18 protein-coding genes are annotated in these 18,804 nt (G+C 44.0%); 15 read left to right on the forward strand and 3 right to left on the reverse strand.

The window, feature by feature from the left end; translation table 11 throughout:
* Nucleotides 1–27: 27 nt before the first annotated feature.
* On the forward strand, nucleotides 28–1,917 hold the full coding sequence (locus ACVA58_RS19560; protein WP_446512045.1) for a TRAP transporter permease: 1,890 nt from the start codon (nucleotides 28–30) through the stop codon (nucleotides 1,915–1,917).
* A gap of 121 nt (nucleotides 1,918–2,038) precedes the next feature.
* Here ACVA58_RS19560 and ACVA58_RS19565 read toward each other — a convergent pair whose 3' ends face one another.
* On the reverse strand, nucleotides 2,039–2,725 hold the full coding sequence (locus ACVA58_RS19565; protein ID WP_446512046.1) for a DUF3047 domain-containing protein: 687 nt from the start codon (nucleotides 2,723–2,725) through the stop codon (nucleotides 2,039–2,041).
* 144 nt (nucleotides 2,726–2,869) lie between these two features.
* On the opposite strand from ACVA58_RS19565, the gene ACVA58_RS19570 reads away from it, so the two are divergent.
* The 8 genes from ACVA58_RS19570 (at nucleotide 2,870) to ACVA58_RS19605 (ending at nucleotide 11,728) form a co-directional block, all read left to right on the forward strand.
* Nucleotides 2,870–3,808: a LysR family transcriptional regulator gene (locus tag ACVA58_RS19570; RefSeq protein WP_446512047.1), complete on the forward strand. Its 939-nt coding sequence runs from the start codon at nucleotides 2,870–2,872 to the stop codon at nucleotides 3,806–3,808.
* Nucleotides 3,809–4,089: 281 nt separating this feature from the next.
* Nucleotides 4,090–5,295, forward strand: coding sequence for a NupC/NupG family nucleoside CNT transporter (locus tag ACVA58_RS19575; protein ID WP_446512048.1), 1,206 nt, complete (start codon nucleotides 4,090–4,092; stop codon nucleotides 5,293–5,295).
* A 195-nt stretch (nucleotides 5,296–5,490) separates the two neighbouring features.
* Complete coding sequence (locus tag ACVA58_RS19580) at nucleotides 5,491–6,018, forward strand: NADPH-dependent FMN reductase (RefSeq protein ID WP_446512049.1); 528 nt, start codon at nucleotides 5,491–5,493, stop codon at nucleotides 6,016–6,018.
* Between the two features lie 344 nt (nucleotides 6,019–6,362).
* Complete coding sequence (locus ACVA58_RS19585) at nucleotides 6,363–6,587, forward strand: hypothetical protein (protein WP_446512050.1); 225 nt, start codon at nucleotides 6,363–6,365, stop codon at nucleotides 6,585–6,587.
* An 8-nt stretch (nucleotides 6,588–6,595) separates the two neighbouring features.
* A complete protein-coding gene (locus tag ACVA58_RS19590) occupies nucleotides 6,596–7,996 on the forward strand; it encodes a porin (RefSeq protein WP_446512051.1) in 1,401 nt (466 codons plus the stop codon).
* Between the two features lie 327 nt (nucleotides 7,997–8,323).
* Nucleotides 8,324–9,355 (forward strand): plasmid segregation protein ParM domain-containing protein, encoded by a 1,032-nt coding sequence (parM, locus tag ACVA58_RS19595; protein WP_446512052.1) that lies wholly within the window; start codon nucleotides 8,324–8,326, stop codon nucleotides 9,353–9,355.
* Nucleotides 9,348–10,070 carry a hypothetical protein gene (locus ACVA58_RS19600; protein ID WP_446512053.1) on the forward strand — a complete coding sequence of 241 codons (723 nt, stop codon included), beginning with the start codon at nucleotides 9,348–9,350 and terminating at the stop codon, nucleotides 10,068–10,070. The genes parM and ACVA58_RS19600 overlap by 8 nt, the downstream gene beginning before the upstream one ends.
* A gap of 275 nt (nucleotides 10,071–10,345) precedes the next feature.
* Nucleotides 10,346–11,728 (forward strand): MATE family efflux transporter, encoded by a 1,383-nt coding sequence (locus tag ACVA58_RS19605; RefSeq protein WP_446512054.1) that lies wholly within the window; start codon nucleotides 10,346–10,348, stop codon nucleotides 11,726–11,728.
* A gap of 79 nt (nucleotides 11,729–11,807) precedes the next feature.
* Here the strand turns inward: ACVA58_RS19605 and ACVA58_RS19610 are convergent, their stop codons facing one another.
* Nucleotides 11,808–13,184, reverse strand: a complete 1,377-nt coding sequence (locus ACVA58_RS19610) for an MATE family efflux transporter (RefSeq protein WP_446512055.1) — start codon at nucleotides 13,182–13,184, stop codon at nucleotides 11,808–11,810.
* 138 nt (nucleotides 13,185–13,322) lie between these two features.
* Between ACVA58_RS19610 and ACVA58_RS19615 the strand changes: the two genes are divergently transcribed.
* From ACVA58_RS19615 to ACVA58_RS19640, 6 genes are all read left to right on the forward strand, one after another.
* Nucleotides 13,323–14,195: a LysR family transcriptional regulator gene (locus ACVA58_RS19615; RefSeq protein ID WP_446512056.1), complete on the forward strand. Its 873-nt coding sequence runs from the start codon at nucleotides 13,323–13,325 to the stop codon at nucleotides 14,193–14,195.
* A gap of 111 nt (nucleotides 14,196–14,306) precedes the next feature.
* Nucleotides 14,307–16,265 (forward strand): alkaline phosphatase D family protein, encoded by a 1,959-nt coding sequence (locus ACVA58_RS19620; protein ID WP_446512057.1) that lies wholly within the window; start codon nucleotides 14,307–14,309, stop codon nucleotides 16,263–16,265.
* Between the two features lie 60 nt (nucleotides 16,266–16,325).
* On the forward strand, nucleotides 16,326–16,925 hold the full coding sequence (locus tag ACVA58_RS19625; RefSeq protein WP_446512058.1) for a YceI family protein: 600 nt from the start codon (nucleotides 16,326–16,328) through the stop codon (nucleotides 16,923–16,925).
* Between the two features lie 131 nt (nucleotides 16,926–17,056).
* Complete coding sequence (locus tag ACVA58_RS19630; protein WP_446512059.1) at nucleotides 17,057–17,674, forward strand: fumarylacetoacetate hydrolase family protein; 618 nt, start codon at nucleotides 17,057–17,059, stop codon at nucleotides 17,672–17,674.
* 52 nt (nucleotides 17,675–17,726) lie between these two features.
* Nucleotides 17,727–17,942: a DUF3820 family protein gene (locus tag ACVA58_RS19635; protein WP_039469726.1), complete on the forward strand. Its 216-nt coding sequence runs from the start codon at nucleotides 17,727–17,729 to the stop codon at nucleotides 17,940–17,942.
* A gap of 59 nt (nucleotides 17,943–18,001) precedes the next feature.
* Complete coding sequence (locus ACVA58_RS19640; RefSeq protein ID WP_446512060.1) at nucleotides 18,002–18,505, forward strand: GNAT family N-acetyltransferase; 504 nt, start codon at nucleotides 18,002–18,004, stop codon at nucleotides 18,503–18,505.
* Nucleotides 18,506–18,567: 62 nt separating this feature from the next.
* On the opposite strand, the gene ACVA58_RS19645 is transcribed toward ACVA58_RS19640, so the two are convergent.
* On the reverse strand, nucleotides 18,568–18,693 hold the full coding sequence (locus ACVA58_RS19645) for a hypothetical protein (protein ID WP_446512061.1): 126 nt from the start codon (nucleotides 18,691–18,693) through the stop codon (nucleotides 18,568–18,570).
* Between the last annotated feature and the right edge of the window lie 111 nt (nucleotides 18,694–18,804).

The following is an 18,804-nucleotide window of genomic DNA, read 5'->3' on the forward strand; positions in this document are numbered from 1 at the left end:
AACATTGCAGTTTACAAGGAGTTCGCAATGACCCATTCTTCGGCGTTAAATCACAGGGTAACTGAGCGTTTAATGCAATTGGCAGCGGTTGCCGCCGTTGCTTTATCAGTGTTTCAAATTTGGCAGGGACTGACTGCCAACCTTTCCGCTCCTGTATTTCGCCCCGTCCACCTATGCTGGATCCTCGCGCTAGTATTTCTCGTTAGACCCTTATTGAAAGAAGGCAGCCGGTTCTATCTACCTGCAAGGTTGGTTGATTTATCCATGTTATTGGCCACCTTGTGGGCTGCACAGCATATCGTCCGTTTTGACTACGATGACATTGGTTTCTTGCTTGATGGGCTAGGGACTAATGATATTCTTGCTGGTTCTATTTTGATTGTGGCGTTGTTGGAAGCAACACGTCGAACAGTCGGTATGGTCATGGTAGTGATTGCCGGGTTCTTTTTGTCTTATGCCATGTTTGGCGATGTCCTGCCAGCCAGTGTAGCGAGCAAAGGCTTCGCGTTGGATGAGATCATTCGTTTCCATATTTATTCCACTAACGGTGTGTTCGGTGCGCCGCTGGCAATTGCTGCCGGGGTGGTATTTATTTTCGTGTTGTTCGGGGCTTTTTTGCAAGTTACCGGAGCCGGACAGTTTTTCATTGATGCGGCGTTTGCGGTCGCGGGTAAATACCGTGGCGGCCCAGCAAAAGCCAGTGTCGTTGCGTCTGCGGCATTAGGATCTATCTCAGGCTCGGCCATTGCCAATACAGTAACCACCGGTGCCTTAACCATTCCGATGATGAAAAAGTTGGGCTATAAGCCCGAGCAGGCGGCAGGTATTGAAGCCGCCGCATCGACTGGTGGGCAAATCATGCCACCGGTGATGGGTGCGGGTGCTTTTGTCATGGCCCAGTTCACCGGTATTGCATACAGTGAAATCTTACTGGTTTCGATTGCCCCGGCCATTTTGTATTTTGGTTGTACTTTGCTCTATGTTCACTTGATGGCCTGTAAGCTCGGCCTCAAAGGTATGGATAAAGTCACGCAACTGAAAATAGTGATGAAGCAAGGCTGGCACTTCATTGTTCCATTAATTTTGATCACCAGCTTATTGCTAATGAGCTATTCGCCAGTACTGGTTGGTATTGCGGGCTGTAGTGCCATTTTGGTTGCGGCGATGTGCCGGAAACACAGCCGTATAAGTCTTCGTCTTTTCCTTGAAGGGATGAAAGAGGGGGCGCTGCTGGCATTGCCGATTTCTGTTGCATGTGCCACTGCGGGTATTGTGGTTGGGGTTGTTGGCCAAACCGGTATTGGTCTGCAGTTTACCCAGTTCCTAATGGCATTATCAGGTGGGTATTTGTGGTCGGTAATGGCGTTAATTGCCGTAGCTGCGGTAATTTTGGGAATGGGCTTACCAGTAACGGCTGCCTATATCGTCTTGTCAATTATGGCGGTGCCTGCATTGACTGAGCTTGGTTTGAGCATTTTGGCTGCACACATGATTGTGTTCTGGTTGTCGCAAACCTCAAATGTAACCCCGCCCATTGCCTTGGCTGCGTTTGCTGGAGCGGGCATTGCCGGAGCTTCTCCTATGCAGTCAGCGGTACAGGCATTCAAATTGGCGCAGGGCTTTTTCCTTATTCCACTGATGATGGCGTTCTCACCGCTTATCTATGATGGAGAAAACCTACTTGGCTTTATCTTTGCGATAGTCACTACTATAGCGTTGATTGTTGCCTTTGCCGGTGCGATTGAAGGGCGGTTGATCAAGCCATTGTCGGTAGTGGAGCGATTGATATTGCTGATGGTGCCATTTGCGCTGATTTTCAGTGGGTTAGCGATCAAATTGGCAGCGGTTGCTGTTGTACTGGTTATCGTTTCACTTAATGCATTTCGTGGTAGGGAAAGCAGTGCAACGCCAGTATAGAGGCTAGCGACAGTCAAATATGAAACAAAAGGGGGAAGCCAAGTGGCTTCCCCCTTATTTTATAAAACTGTCTCGTCCTGAAATGTGTTTACACATTGAGGACTGATTATCTAAAACCGAGCTACCTTGAAGAAAAAAAGATATCACCGTAAAACGCGGTGACGGCTTGGCCACTGTTATCTGTATCGGTCATGATGGCGATACCGGTGAGATACCGATAAGCCTTACGGTTTTTTTGTTCGCTCCCTTTGTCACCGAACATATTGATGAAATCTTGATAGACATTACGTTTTTCATTCTGCCATTGAGATACGCCGTCAGCTACGCCTCTTATCGCCATCATTTGGACTTTTTCCCCGGCAAACGCATTGCTCCAACGTGAAAATCTTGGCTGGTTGCTGGACCAAACATAATTTATCGCCCTGCTGGATGAAGACAGCATATTGGTTCCGGTGGCTAAATATATTCTGGCGGCGTAATCGTCCCCGTCCTTGGTCGTTTCATTTATCCCATTCAACTGATTTTCTACCCGCCATGACCAATTAAGGTAGGGTGTCTCTTCAAGATCGATACGTATCCGTTTGGTTATGATAGTCGCGCTATTGTTGCTGGACGCTTTAAGAACACGTTGGCCGTCAAGCCTAATTTGGACATATTGAGTTCGCCCTTGAAAGTGTTTGACCTTCCAGGTGCTGAGTGTTTCGTGCTCAAATTGCGCAACAGGGAGTTCAAAAGTGGCAGAAGCACCACACGAGAAGAAAAGCAGGGTTAATCGTAAAAGTATTGGCATAGGGATAATAATAGACATATATCATTAATATCGTACGGCTGAGGTAAAACTGATTTCTTCTTGTTCAAGGGTAATTTGTAGGTAAACTGGCGAGCTTTTTATTCCACTTGTTTGGAATAACCACCATGGATGGTCTGTAGATAATATATTGAGGGCATTGCAGTGATCCATGACAGAGCCAGCCAAATGGTGATTTTTTACACCCTAGTCCAGGCAGGTAGCTTTACCGCCGCAGCACGTAATCTCGGGGTATCGACCTCCCATGTCAGCAAGCAACTCGGCACGCTGGAAAGTGAATTGAACGTCAAGCTGATCCAACGTACAACGCGAAGTTTAACTCTGACAGAAGCTGGCCACCACTTTGCCCAATATGCTAAACAAGTTGTGTCTGCGGTTAACGAAGCTAGCGACAGTATGGTACTTGAGCGTGATGATATATCGGGAGTGATTCGTTTAGGCTTGTCTCAATCGTTCGGCACCATGCATATTATTCCCGCAATTGAAAAACTTCGTCAGTTATACCCTGATTTGCAGGTTGAGCTGAGTTTGTTTGATCACAGGGCTGATATGTTGGCAGATGGGTTGGATTTGTGGATCACCAACTATGAACACATTCCAGAAGGCTATGTTGCACAGCGTTTGGCAGAAACTCGTTTTCTTGTCACCGCTTCACCAAAGTACCTGATGGATCATGCCGCGCCGAGTCACCCATCCGATCTGGTCAACCATAACTGCGTGACCTACCAAAGCCGACAGCGTGATTATAGTTGTTGGGACTTCATCAAAAAGGGTGAGTCATTGAGTGTTAAAGTGTCTGGAAACTATCGTGTTGATTTGGCTGAAGCGGTACGTGATGCCGCTGTTGCCGGTTGGGGAGTGGCATACCTAGCGAGTTATCTATTAACGGATGAGTTTAGGGACGGAAAACTCATTCAGTTGATACCGGACTGGAGCGCAAATCAGACTATGCCATTCTATGCCGTGTATCCAAGCAGGAAGCATTTGCCACGTAAGATCAGTGCGGTGATCGCTTTCTTCAAACAATATATTGGTGAAGCACCGTATTGGGATGAAGCGCTAAAGCCTTGGGTGAAGCTTTAACGTTTGGGTTCAAGCCGTAAAACCTTTGCTGATATTTTATATAATTGCTGATATTTCCAACAGTTAACAGCAGTTTATTGTTCGTGAAGGAATAAATACTTTTTCCATCTGGCAATAATAATCGGCGGGTTGATTTTTAAATCAAAAAATTCAACACGTTACGTTTTTTGCTTTTGCTGGCTTGATTGGGATGTAACAAACGAATAGCAAACACACCTTGTACGCAAACCTTTGCTCTTTAGAATGCGCGGCTCAACATTTAGAGCAAAGGTGCTTATTTCATGTCTTCCTTACTGGGTATTTTCGCCATTCTGGTTTTTGCGTATCTTATATCAACAGATCGACGCAATATTCCATTCCGAACAGTTTCCCTCGCGTTCGGCCTTCAGATCATCTTTGCTCTGCTAGTGCTTTATGTACCCGCTGGTAAGGAAGTATTGAATGCAGTGACGGCGGGTGTTTCTAGCGTTATTGATTATGGCCAGCAAGGGATCAGCTTTTTGTTTGGTGGTTTGGCAACCGGTAGTGTTGGCTTTGTATTTGCCATCAATGTACTTGGTATTATTATTTTCTTCTCGGCACTGATTTCTGCGTTGTACCACATTGGCTTGATGCCAAAAGTGATTAATATTATTGGCGGAGGGCTTCAGCGTTTGCTTGGTACGGGCCGAGCTGAATCGCTATCTGCGACAGCCAATATTTTTGTTGGCATGGTTGAAGCGCCACTGGTGGTAAAACCTTACCTAACAAAAATGAGTGACTCACAGTTCTTCGCTGTGATGACCTGTGGTTTGGCATCTGTTGCTGGTGGCACCTTGGTCGGTTACGCATCTTTGGGCGTGGAGCTTAATTTTTTAATTGCTGCTGCCTTTATGTCGGCACCGGCTGGCTTGTTGATGGCGAAAATGATGGTACCACCGAGCGATCAGGGTACTGATGAAGATGAAATTACTTCTGTTGAGCTTCCACGTGCGACTAATGTTGTTGAAGCGCTGGCCGATGGTGCGATGTCGGGTGTGCGTATCGCTGTAGCGGTGGGTGCAACATTGCTGGCTTTCATCAGTGTGATTGCGTTGCTTAATGGCTTGTTGGGCAATATTGGTGAGCTATTCGGTCTGCAGCTGAGTTTTGAGTTGATCCTTGGTTACGCCTTTGCACCGGTTGCCTTTTTGATTGGTGTACCATGGAATGAAGCATTAGTTGCTGGCTCATTAATTGGTAGCAAGATTGTTGTGAACGAGTTCGTTGCATTCATTCAGATGATGGAAGTGAAAGATCAGTTGAGTGAGCATTCTTTGGCTATTGTGACTTTTGCACTGTGCGGTTTTGCTAATGTTTCTACCATGGCTATTTTGATTGGTGGCTTAGGTAGTTTGGCTCCGGAGCGTCGTACCTTTATTTCAAAGATGGGGTTCCGTGCTATCACTGCAGGTGTTCTGGCAAACCTGATGAGTGCATCGATTGCAGGCGTGATCTTATCGCTATAAGTTGATGAGATAACAGAGGCTATGAGCTAGTGACATTGTGAAATAGGTTTTTAATTAGGGGAGAGCGGCAGCTTTCCTCTTTTTTTATGTGGTTTTATAAAGAGAAAGGTAAATAAGGCACCTAGTTTACTTCATTAATATGGATTGCTAATGTTATCTAACAAGCAAAATAGTACATGATGAAAGGAAGCCATAATGAAAGTAGTCGCCTTTGCAGCAAGTAATAGCTCAACCTCTATTAATAAACAACTTGTCACTTATGCCGCCTCGCAGTTAGAAGGCATGAATGTCGAGGTCTTGGATCTTAATGATTTTGAGCTACCTCTCTTTAGTCAAGACAAGGAAAAAGAGTTAGGTCAACCGTCACTCGCTCAAGCTTTTCTCAGGAAGGTGCAATCTGCCGATGCGTTGCTAATTTCATTCGCTGAGCATAACGGCTCTTACACTGCTGCCTATAAGAACTTGTTTGATTGGGTGTCGCGTATCGAGCCGAAGGTTTACCAAGATAAACCAGTTGTTTTGCTGTCGACATCTCCAGGTCCTGGTGGCGCCAAAAATGTATTGGCTGCAGCTGAAGCATCTATGCCATTCTTTGGCGCAGAGGTGAAGGCAGCTTTATCAGTACCGAGTTTTTATGACAATTTCGACCCTGAAAATGGCGGGATTATTCACCCAGAGTTAAACGATAAGATCGTGACCACGATTCAGTTGCTACAAATCTAACTTAATATTCTTATATATTTAACGCCCTTGGAAATTTAAATTATTCAAGGGCGTTGTTCTCAATTACCACCAATAATGCACATCCAAAAATGGAAAATTTGATTGGCGTTATCAAAATATATATTCTATATGCTGTTTATGAATCCGTTTAACTACATAAAAAATAAACAGTAAATTTTTTTACAGAGTTTAATTTATAAAATATCTAAGCTTATCCATACAAACTCATTCATTTATTGACTTGAACCTGAACGCTAGCTGAATTTATAATCCTCGACAGAAAAAAACAGTGCTCAATATTCCCTGCGTTATTACGATAAGTATTTGATATAAGGCTGCGTTAAATGAAATGTCGATTAATAGTTTTACTCCTATCAGTGGGAGTATCCCTGACTGGTTGTGGTGGTGGCGACTCATCTTCTAATAACTCTTCTAGTAGTGCTGCCCAACAACACGGTCGTCAAACTCAGCTTAGTGTTAATGACAGTGACATAGAAATGCTCCAAGCCGTGAAATATGCCTCGAATAACGGGACAGGCATGCGTACACCGTCAAATTTTGAGAAGTAAGGGATAAAATGAAAAAAACGATTATCAGTGCTCTTCTTGTCATGACTGCAGCCCACGCCAATGCGACGCCTAATGTACAAGGTTATTATCAATCTAAAGAACTAATTAGCTATGCTGTCAATAAAATTCAGCAAAATAAGGCAGAGTATTTTTTGCTGGATTATGCTTTGACACTGCCGGTAAGTTCTGAGGCTCAATTAGCTTCTTATAATGCAGCTTTGGGGTATTTTCAGGCACACAATTCAACGGTAAGCCAAGATGCATTCTTTAATATCGTTAAAAAAGTGAACGCTTCTGCACTTCATGATCAGTTTGTATGCCGTGTTGATGTCAACGGGACTAATTTGGCTTATATCGCAAGGCGCGGTCAAGCCTGTGATGATAATTATGATTTTGAGCCACGGGCTATAAGCCAGAAAGGCACTAAGGTTTCCTTCTTTAGACGTTGGGATTTCGACCCGACATCAGCTCACTTTGACATTCAGAGCTATGATATTGACCCTCAATCAGGACGTGAAGTCATTACTCAGGACTATGTACTGAAATATGAAGGTAACTGGATCGGGACATCGGTTCGTGTCATTAAAGATGACGTTGCAATGAGCTCTGGTCGTATTGAAACCAGTTACGATGTTGCTAGTTATCAATACTCAGGCCCGAGAAGCGGGATCATATCAGGTGGGGACAGCCTGCTGTTCAGTGATCATCCTTACTATATCAATGAGGGTGATTCAGACCGTCCTGTGAATGGTGATGTTAAGGTGATAACCGAGACAAACTTTAATACCGTTGGCTTAGTTGATGGCCCTTATTATGGTCGTAACCTTCATACTGACAGTGCTCATTACGAATTTCATCGCGATTTTGTTAAGGCATACCAGTTGGAAGACGGTGATACGGCATACTTTGTCTCCGATCCGCAAAGCTTCGCGATTGGTCAATCATTCACTGGACCTTCTGATAGCTGGGTGTGGCAAGATGAAACAGATGAAGCAAGCGGTGGTGATTGGGTCGCTCATGCTTTTAATAATAGCCACAACTTAGTGAGCTTGAGCCCAACCTATTGCATGATTGAAGATATCGCTGAAGGCCGGCCTGTGACGGAGTATCACTCAAAAGATGGTCTATGGAACCCTTCAATCTATAGCTGTGGTAAACCACAGCCGGGAACGACTGCAAAAGTTTATACTTCATTTGTGAATGGCAATGGTGATGAAGTGTCTTTTGATTCGCTGCGTCAAAGTGCCAAAGATATTCTTTCTGTACGTAATCAGCACCTACAAGGTAGTGAAGAATTGCTGACTGTCGATGATGTAAAAGCGATGCTTAATTCATCTAGGTATCAGGATGCTAAAAAAGAACTGAGCCAGCGTTACAACTGGGCGAAGCCTTACGATATCTTGAAGTAAATGTGAAAACAGCGATTCTATGAGTCGCTGTTTTTCCTCTTGGTTATATTTCTACTTTCACTGGTTAGTCACAAGTCGCGGCTCCAATGTTCTCCCATACAAGTGACTCCTGGATCACTTGGTCATAAGTGTTGTAATTGATAGCTAATAATCGCTCCCACATTAAGCGTACGACCAAATCTCGTGATTCTTAAGTGAATGGGTTAGGTTCTTTTTGTTTTGCCGAACTGCTTCAAATCTATGGTGTTAGGTTTGCCATTGGCGCTGGGTTTTTATTTACTTCGCGCAGACAAACTTATATCCCCTTGAGAAAAGAGCAGGATCACAATGACGCCACGTAAATTTGCGGTTGATGATGGTTCAACCAACGTTAAAGTAAGTTGGATTGAAAATGGTGAATTACACACGGTTATCTCACCGAATTCATTCCGTAAAAACTGGAAAAGTGCCGCACTGAGAAAAGACAAGAAGATCTTTAATTATACGATTGGCTCGACTAAATATACGTACGATATGACCTCAGATAAGGCGTTGGAAACAACCCATGTTGATTATCAGTACGATGACTTGAATCTATTATCTGTGCATCATGCATTGCTGCAAACGGGTATTGAACCGGGGCCGGTACAGTTGGTGGTTACACTGCCGATTACCGAGTACTACAACGCCGAAGATTGTCAGAAAAACGAAGATAAGATTGCTCGTAAGCGTGAAAACCTAATGCGCCAGATTGAGCTTAATAAAGGTGATTTGTTCGATATCATCGATGTCGAAGTCATGCCTGAAAGCTTGCCTGCGGTATTATCGACCCTGACTATGCAGTCTGTCAGTCAGTTTAACCGCTCTTTGGTGATTGACATTGGCGGAACGACACTGGATATGGGGGTGATTGTCGGCGAGTTTGATGATGTGTCTGCCATTTATGGTAATAACGAAATTGGCGTTTCCATGGTGACAGATGTTGCCCGAAAATCTCTAGCGGTTGCAGATAGCGACTCGAGTTATTTAGTCGCTAATGAGCTAATCAAGCAGCGAGCTAACTATGACTTTGTTCGAGAAGTGGTGAATGACGAAAGTCAGATCCCAATGATTCTCGAAAAGATTGAAACAAAGATAGATGAACTAGGTAAGCAAGTGGCGTACGAAGCGAAAAAGTTCGCCAAAAACCCGAACCGTGTTTACCTTGTGGGCGGCGGTGCCAGTTTGATTTACCCTGCGGTGAAGAAAGCTTATGAAACCTTGGGTGATCGTGTAGTGCTAGTGGATAAACCCCAAGAAGCATTAGCGCGCGAGTTGTGTTTGTATCATGCCGATGGTGAAGCGGTGAACATGCCAGAGCAAGAGGCCGTAAATGGCTGAACGTCTTAAGCGGATAAATTACTCTATTTATCTCGACCCATTGAATAACCCAGCCGACTTGTATGCTAGCAAAGTGCTTCATCAATGGGCAGATGATTTTACGCGGTTGAAAGCTGAGTCTGCGGAAGAGAATGGTTTGGCGCTTCTCAATGCGAGAAATGTTCAAAAGCAGGTCTATTTGAGTGGTTTGTTCATGCACTTGCTAAGTCCTGAACTGTCACAACAGTTGAGTTTACAGGTAACAGAATCTCAGGTATCAGAATTATCGCTGGAAAACACACTGCAAGGTTTGGGCTTTTTAGTAAAGAACTCACCGCAAGAGTCTAACCAAGAAGCGCAAATTGCACTATTTGAGGCTTTAAAAGCGTCGATTAGCGAGCAAGTGAAATCCGAAGCTAAACTGACACGAGAGTACATATCTTCATCGGAACGACGCACGGATAGTGTTGAGGCAGAAGGTAAAGATGACGCAGTAATTGGCAGTATTGACCTACTTAACGATCAGAATGCAAAGCTCGTAGCAATGATTGACTCTCAATCACATCAGATTGCTGAATTGAAAAATCAACTAATAGCGCAAACGGCATTGCTCCGTACGCTATCGCAAAGAAGTACGACTCGTCAGGATGAACCGTCTGACAACCCATCACCGGTAGTCGATTTGAATGAACGACTGGCGCATGTACAGAAGATCAAGAAGAAAGGGATATTTTAATACTCATGTGGTTTTCTGATATAAAAGAACATACGCCAGTATAGTCTGATCAATGTTTACTGAAAAATAGGGGATGTGAGATCTGAAAGAAAGTATCGGATCCCCTCTCCTTGTATTGTTACACGTAATTTATATTTTATTGCAGTATATAAAGTGGGGTAGTTATATTCTGCTTTAAGATAATCGTTTGTTCTTCATTGAACAAATGATTACTAGTGTACGCTATCAATTCTTGTTATTGTGCGTTTCACATTTAATACCCACCTGAGAGCTTCATGTCTCCTCGAGCAGAACAACAAAATAGTGCCATTGATGGCCCCATATTTACTACATTTCTAAAATATTTAATGCCCTCTGTCGTTGGTATGCTTGCGATGAGTTCAGCCTCCATTGTCGATGGGATTTTCATCGGCAACTTCGTCGGGGTCTCGGCACTGGCAGCGGTTAATCTGATCATTCCAATATTATCAGTCCTTTTCGGTGTAGGGCTAATGTTATCAATTGGCGGATCAGTGAGGGCAGGGAAGTATCTCGGGGAAAAGAACAATACAGCAGCTTCTGCGATATTCAGTAAGATTCTTATCTCGGTTGTTGTATATGCAGTTGTCATTATTACCGTCGGTTTACTGCTCGAATCTTTCTTGTTCAGATTGCTGGGTGCAGGTGAGGAGTTGATCCCTTTAATGAGTCAGTATTATCGTGTGATTCTACCTTTTCTTTTAGCGCAGCTTATCACGATTGTTCTGTATTTTTTTGTTAGGCTTGACGGTTTTCCTTCCCTTGCCGCCACTGCTTTGGTTATTGGTTCGATATTAAACATAGCGCTCGATTACCTACTGATAGCCGTATTCGATTGGGGACTGAGTGGTGCTGCTTGGGCTACCGGGTTATCACAATTATTTCCGTTGCTAACACTATTATTATATTTTTTAAGCCGAAAGCGAAAATTGCGTTTTTCACTGCGCCAGAAAAAATGGTCAGAAGTATTACAGTCGGCATACAATGGATTATCAGAATTCATTAATGAAATCTCTGGTGGAATTATTGCATTTATTTTTAATTTGATGCTAATTTCACGTGCTGGTATTGAGGGTGTCGCTGCTATCACAGTGCTAAACTATTTATTGATGATTGGGTTTATGGTTTATTTTTCAATTTCTGATACTGCACAAGTGATGCTAAGTCAGAATTTTGGGGCGAACAATAGACAAAGGTTAAAACAGTTCTTGAACATAACCTTCGCAATGACGTTCTCGGTTAGTTTGTTATTTATTTTTGTTTTACTGTATTTTAACGAATCATTGATTTACATGTTCCTTGATAATCAAGGTGCACAAGCAACCGTGGCAATGGCAACGGAATTCATTTTTTACATTTGGCCTATCTTTATATTTGCTGGTGTCAACATGACCATATCAGGCTACCTGACGGCTATTCACTTACCGTTTCAGTCTGGTGTGGTGTCTCTATGCCGCAGTCTGATTTTCCCTGCGTCATTGCTAATCGTATTGTTTTTTGTTTTTGAAGATAATCGCTTTGTCATTGCATTACCTATTGGTGAGAGTTTGACATTTTTACTTGCCCTTGTTTTCTTTATTCGCCATAAACCAGAGCAGGCTATCAACGAGGACAGCCTGACTGGTTCGCTTCAACAGTAAGACTTGAGATGGGATTAACCGACCTTTTTCACAACTAGCCTAATGCTCTGAGCGTCTTTTGGGGGAACCCGAATGACGCTTAGGCAGTGACAGTACGCAGTGAAATATCATTGCGCTGCTTGTTTTGAATGTCTTTCCATACCAAGGGCACGACAATCGCCGCTAATAGGATATTGGATAGAGGAACCGATAACCAAACACCATCCACCCCAAGCCACTGTGGCAGGAAGTATAAGAAAGGGATTTGCACCAGCATGTTACCTGCTGAAATTGCTAAAGCCTTACCCCCCTGATTAACAGACATAAAGTACACAGAGGCAAGGGCAATAAAGCCATCAAGGAACATTGCGAACAAATGCAATCGTAAGCCATTTACTGTTTCTACGGCTAAGGCTAGCTCTCCATTATTAAACAAGCTCACTAAGGTATTAGGGAACAGGTTTAAGAAAATTACCGAGGTGATCCCTGTCAGTACCACAACTTTGCTTGCAAGAATAAGCGTTGCCCGGATCTTCTTACCTTGTCCGGCACCATAGTAATAGCTAACAGGTGGCTGCATACCACTGGCAATACCTTCGGCAAGCAGGTAATACATGGTCATCAGGTAGCCGACAATCGCGAATGCGCCGACGTGAATAGCGCTGCCGTAATCCATGAATAACTTGTTGTGAATGGCAACAATAAAGCTGAAATACGCGTACATGAATAAGCTAGACGTCCCTAGACTCACTGCATTGGTTGCAATACCAAGGCTGAACTTGAAGTTACTCAGGCTGAGCCTTAGCTTGGAGTAGTGCGTAAAAAAATACGCCACCGCCACGATGGTGATAGAGATCTGGGCAATAATGGTCGCAATTGCTGCGCCTCTTAGCCCCATATCTAGGTGGGCAATGAAAATGTAATCGAGGATGATATTTATAATTGCACCAGCCATCATCAGGGCCGTTGAGAAATTAGGGCTGTCATCATTACGAATCAACATCGGAAGCGCTCCGGCGGCAATAGTAAACACAGCTCCCCACGTAAACACTTCAATATAGGCACTGCCCATTTCGAGTGGTGCGCCTGTTGCACCTTGCGCGATCAACAGTGATGGCGCAATCATGCTCAGCAGTGCCATAACTAATAGCCCGGCAATAGCGATAAGGCCAAGGCCGGTTGATAGGGCCTGCTGCGCCTTGCTGTGGTTACCTTCCCCTTTGTAAATTGAGATTAAACTGCCTGTACCCATGCCTACAAGGAGCCCTAGGCCTGCAATAAGACCAATTACAGGCCAGGCCATATTGATACCGGCTAAGCCCTCAAAGCCAATATAGTGACCGACGAAAATACCATCAATCACTTGATAGAGGCCGTTTACCAGCATAGCGGCAACGGAGGGAACAGCGTATCGCCAGAAGGTTTTGCTGATACTTTGATTGTTTATTGGTGTTTCTTGCGTGAATGTCTCGTGCATGAGTTTCTCTTGCGTGGGGAACGTTGGCTTCTATGACTTTGATACCATTATCACCACTATCAAGATTGATTGAAGTTAGTATCTATCCGCTTTTCGGATAGAATAAAAGAGTCATTAACAGGAATAGCAGGAAAAATCGTGAATTGGACGGTAGATCAACTTGAAGCATTTGTGTGCGCAGTTCAGCAAGGTTCGTTTTCAGCAGCGGCCAGGCGTATCGGTAAGGCGCAGTCACGGGTAAGTACTGCTATTAACAATCTTGAGTTGGACTTAGGTTTTGAGTTATTTGACCGTAGTGCCCGTCTACCGGTTCTGACCCCTGAAGGGGAAGAAATGTACATCGAAGCTCAGGCCGTACTCGCTCAGTGTGAGAGAATGTCAGCACGAGCTATGACCGTTTCATCAGGTGAGGAAGCGACGTTTACCGTTGCGATTGATGAAGCTGTGCCTATCACAGCTTTTGAAAGCTTATTTGCTTCTTTAACATCGGTTTATCCATTGTTAAAGCTGACTATTATTAATGGCTCACAGCAAGATATCTCTCAGTGGGTGGCAACCGAGAAGGCCGATTTGGGTGTGTTATTTCATCAGGATGTCTTACCTGACAGTTTGGAATTTACGTCAATCGGCCAGTTTAAGCATGCTTTGATTGTTTCACGAGAGCATCCATTAGCTGCAATTCCAGTACCTAAAATTTCTGATCTTACCCAACATAGGCAGCTGGTCATTCGCGATCGTATGGGGGTGGGAAAAGCGAAGCCAATTTCATCTAATTATTGGCATATTGATAGCTATTACTTAATTTCCTCGATGGTAATACGTGGAGTCGGCTGGGCGTTGGTACCCGAGCATGTTGCACAAGAAGAATGGTATGTGGATGAGCTTGTTGAGCTGTCAACCGAAGAAATCCCGGAGCCTTTAATGGTGGAAATGGGTGCGGTGAAGCGAAGGGACAAGGGGATTGGCCAAGTTATGGAGTGGATGTATACCGAGTTGGCCAAGATGTTTTAGGTATACTCAAACGCCCTTGACGTTACTTGGGTATATAACTTTATTAAACAAATTGTTGCTGTTAATGTCATACCAGAAGTAAATATAAAAAGTTAAGAGTATCTTCGCCTTATGACTGTTGAATCGCCATTAACCACAGAACAATCCCATTCATCAACTATGCTGCCCCTTATCCTCGCCGGGCCGATTTTGCGTAAGGCTACTTCGCAGGAGTTGACGCTGTGGTTTGCCGTTTCTCGCCCTCTTACTGGCACCTTTACTCTCTATCATCATGCAGAGCAATCAGCGCTCTTTGACGGAGATTTTTCACAAGGAAAGCACATTCGGATTGGTGAATGTGCTTGGATATTCCAGGTGACATTTTATGGAGAGTTCCTTGTTAACACTCCGCTGGAATACCAAATCAACACCCAAGATGGCTTACTGACTGAATTAGTCCCCGATCTACTTTATGACGGGGAGTCACGGCCGACATTTATTATTAAAACTCAAGCTGACTATGTGATGCATGGTTCTTGCCGTAACCCGCATTATCCAAGCAAGGACAGCCTAGTAGCCGCGGATTCAAAAGTTGCGGGCCAGAGTATAGAGGAGCGTCCATCGCTGCTGATGATGAGTGGCGATCAGATCTATGCCGATCACGTGGCTGGCTCAACGTTAGACAGTATTCAGCAAGTGATCCATTTGCTAGGCCTTTATGATGAAAGTTTCGATAAAGCCCCGGTCGTTAACACGCAAGAATTATTTAGCCATGCTGATAACTTTTACGGTAGGGATAAGCTGTTACCTCAGTATCTTGAAAGTGGTCATGAAATCATTGAGCGATTTCCGAGCATCGCAAATTGGCTGAGGCGTAAGTCACCGGTATTTAGCTCCCGCGAGTCAGGTAACCATCTCATCACGTTGAGTGAGTTCAATGCTATGTATTTGTTGGTATGGTCGCCTGTACTGTGGCAGTTCGTCGATAATGCGAAGCTGGAAAAGAACTTATTTCAGTGGCAAGGGCATACGCTTGAGGATAAATGGCAAAAACTGTGGGCTGATGAAAAAGCGACAATTGATCAGTTTATCGAGGGGTTACCCCAAGTCCGTCGTTTAATGGCGCATATTCCTACTTATATGATCTTTGATGATCACGATGTCACCGATGATTGGAACCTGACGGTAGGGTGGGAACAAGCAGCTTACCATAATCACTTTTCCCGGAGAATTATCGGAAACGGTTTAATCAGTTACTGGTTATGCCAAGGCTGGGGGAATGCTCCTGAGAGCTTTGATGAGACCTTTTTTAGTCATGTAGAAGCATACTTCGTTAAGCCGACCAGTGATAACCAAGATAGCCTCATAGATTATCTTTATCGTTTTGAAGAATGGCATTACACCATCAGCACTTCACCCAAAATGTTGGTGTTAGATACCCGCACCCGCCGTTGGCGCTCTGAGTCGAAAATGAACAAGCCATCAGGATTAATGGACTGGGAAGCACTTAGCGAACTACAGATGTCATTGATAAATGAACCTGCTGTGATTCTTGTATCTGCCGCGCCGATGTTTGGGGTGAAGTTTATAGAAACCTTACAGCGTGGTATGACGTGGCTTGGGCAACCATTAGTGATTGATGCGGAAAACTGGATGGCTCACCCAGGTTCGGCCAACACGCTCATCAGTATCTTCACTCATACCAAAACCCCAACAAACTTTGTGATTCTATCTGGTGACGTACACTATTCGTTTGCGTATGACGTTAAACTTCGCTTCCGTAATAGCAGCCCGAATATCTACCAGATCACTTCAAGTGGTATCAAAAATGAGTTCCCGAATGCGTTACTTCGCGTTTGTGATTTTATGGACCGCATATTGTACAGCCCACGTTCACCACTCAATTTACTGACCAAGCGAAAACGCCTCAAGATCTTCAAGCGCGATCCAGATCTGCCTGGAAACCACCGTTTGATCAACCGAAGTGCGATTGGAGAAGTGAGGCTAGATGCTGACGGTAAACCTGTCGATATTGCGATTCTAACTGCAGAAGGGGAAAGGGTGACCTTTCCGCCAATTAACGCTAAGTAAAGAACTGACCTATATTTTCTAAGTGATATTTCAAAGAAATAACCAGAGAAGGGGAAGTCAATGGCGTTAACTTGGAAGAAAGCGGTTATGTTTAGCAGTGTCTCTGCTGCTCTTATGCTTGGAGCGACGAATACGTGGGCGGGTTGGAAGTTAGATGGCACTCATTCTTCTGTGGGTTTCTCTTCCGTGAAGAATGATAGTGTGATGGAGCAACATGGTTTTCGTAATCTAAGTGGCTCTATTTCAGATAAAGGAGAGGTGTCGCTGTCAATTGATCTAACCAGTGTCGATACCAAGATTCAGATCCGTGATGAACGAATGAAGAAAGAGCTCTTCGATACAGAACAATACCCACTGACAACCATCGAAGCCAAAGTGGATAGCGACGCTATCAGTGGATTGAAATCAGGACAAACAGTGGTGCAGGATGTTGAGTTCAAGATCGATTTGCATGGCAAGTCTGAGGCGTTAAACGCCACCGTTCAGGTTACTGGACTTGATGATGGTGGTCTGTTGGTTTCAACGATCAATCCTGTGGAAATACAAGCTGGGGCTTTTGGTCTTGATGAGGGGATTGGAAAGCTCAAAGATATTGCCAAGCTTAACTCTATATTGCTGACTGTTCCCGTCAATGCGAACTTAGTGTTTGTGTCTGAATAGAGTGTCGTTAAATCGATTATTGTGCACATAAATCTAATACTTAAAACGAATAATTTTTCAAAGCCAGCCATTGCTGGCTTTTTTTATCGATGTTACTTTGCAATAACTAAGGATCATTGAAAAGGATTGAAATGAAAACAGTTATCGTCGATAAGCAAGCCGTTACCCCTAATACAGTCGTGTGTGTGGGGCGTAATTACGTCGCTCATATTCATGAGTTAGGAAATGAAATACCTGATGAGATGGTGTTATTCAATAAGCCCAATTCTGCTATTTCAGAGACGCTGTTCGCTTCACATAACGGCGACGAGGTCCACTACGAAGCTGAGTTATCATTTCTGTACCGCAATGGCAGATTCGATGCGGTAGCGGTAGGCCTCGACCTTACCAAGCGTGGTGTACAGAGTAAATTAAAGCAAAAAGGATTGCCTTGGGAGCGCAGTAAATCCTTTGATGGTTCTGCATTGTTTAGCTCGTTTGTGTCTCTACCATCCACTGAGAGTGGTGAATTAGGGCTACGCCTCTTCATTGATGATGTATTGATGCAATCTGGCACCGTTTCATTGATGATCTATTCGCCAGATGTCATTTTGAAAGAAATTCAAACCTTCATGACACTGAACGATGGTGATATCGTGATGACAGGAACACCATCCGGTGTAGGTAAGGTACAACCGGGAAGCCAATTTGTCGCTCAAGTTACCGCTGGTGATGACATCATTGCAGCGACGCAATGGTTGGCAGAGTAAAGCTCAGGCTACTGGTTATTCCATCCTCTAAAGAAATGAAAACAGGCCTATCGTGTTTGATAAAGAAAAAATCGTAAAACTTGCGAATGTGAAGATGCCTTTTGGCAAATATGCTGGCCGGGTCATTATTGACCTGCCGGAAGAATATTTGCTGTGGTTCCAGAAAAAAGGTTTTCCGGAAGGCGAGCTTGGGCTGTTGATGGCACTCGCCCTTGAAATGAAAATTGAAGGACTTGAGAGTGTGATACGCCCTTTGAGAAGGGATTAATTGGCTGCAAAAGAGAGCGATTTTGACAGAAGCTAAGATATATCTAGGGAAGGATACCAGTGGAAATATCAATTAGACATTATGAAAAATCGGACAACGGTGACTTGTTCGATATTTATCGCCTACCTGAGGTGACGGAAAATACCTCCCAGAAGCCCTTTTTAAGTTCTGACAATGTAGGGCAGTTGTTCGTTAACCCCGATAACTACACTTTAGTCGCTGAAGTTGATGAAAAGGTTGTTGGGCATGTCACGCTATTTTTAACCAACAAGGTTCGGGATAGACATGTGGCATTCTTGGCGATAGCGGTTCACCCTTCTTGTCATGGCAAAGGGGTAGGGCGTTACTTGATGAAGCAAGCTATTGAGCAAGCGGATAACTGGCTTAATTTAGTTCGCCTTGAGTTGGAAGTACATGCAGATAATGAAGTCGCCTGTGCGTTGTACAATAAAGTGGGTTTCGAGATAGAAGGGATCAAACGGCTTAGTACGTTCAAGGCGGGTAAATACATCGATATGGTGTTGATGTCTAGAATTCGACCTGATTTTATAACCACTGAATAGTACTTTTAGTGAGGATGAGCTAGCCGAGTGCTAGCTCATTGCTTAATTCGAGTAGGTTACTGTTAAAGAACAATAATTTCGTTGGCGAGCTCGTCTTCTTCATCATTTAAGTTCAGGCTATCTGGGCAGTTGGCCAGTAGCTCTTCATCGGTCGGTACAACAATTGTTGTATTGTTCAATATATCCATAAATGTATGCCTTGTTGAGTGCTACAGCAGAGGCCTATAGCAAGGTTATTCCCAAGCAGCGTTTTCCTTAACTGCATTATCTTGTTTTACTGGTAAGAGTAGTGACATTAA

Source organism: Photobacterium sp. DNB22_13_2, from assembly GCF_052873915.1.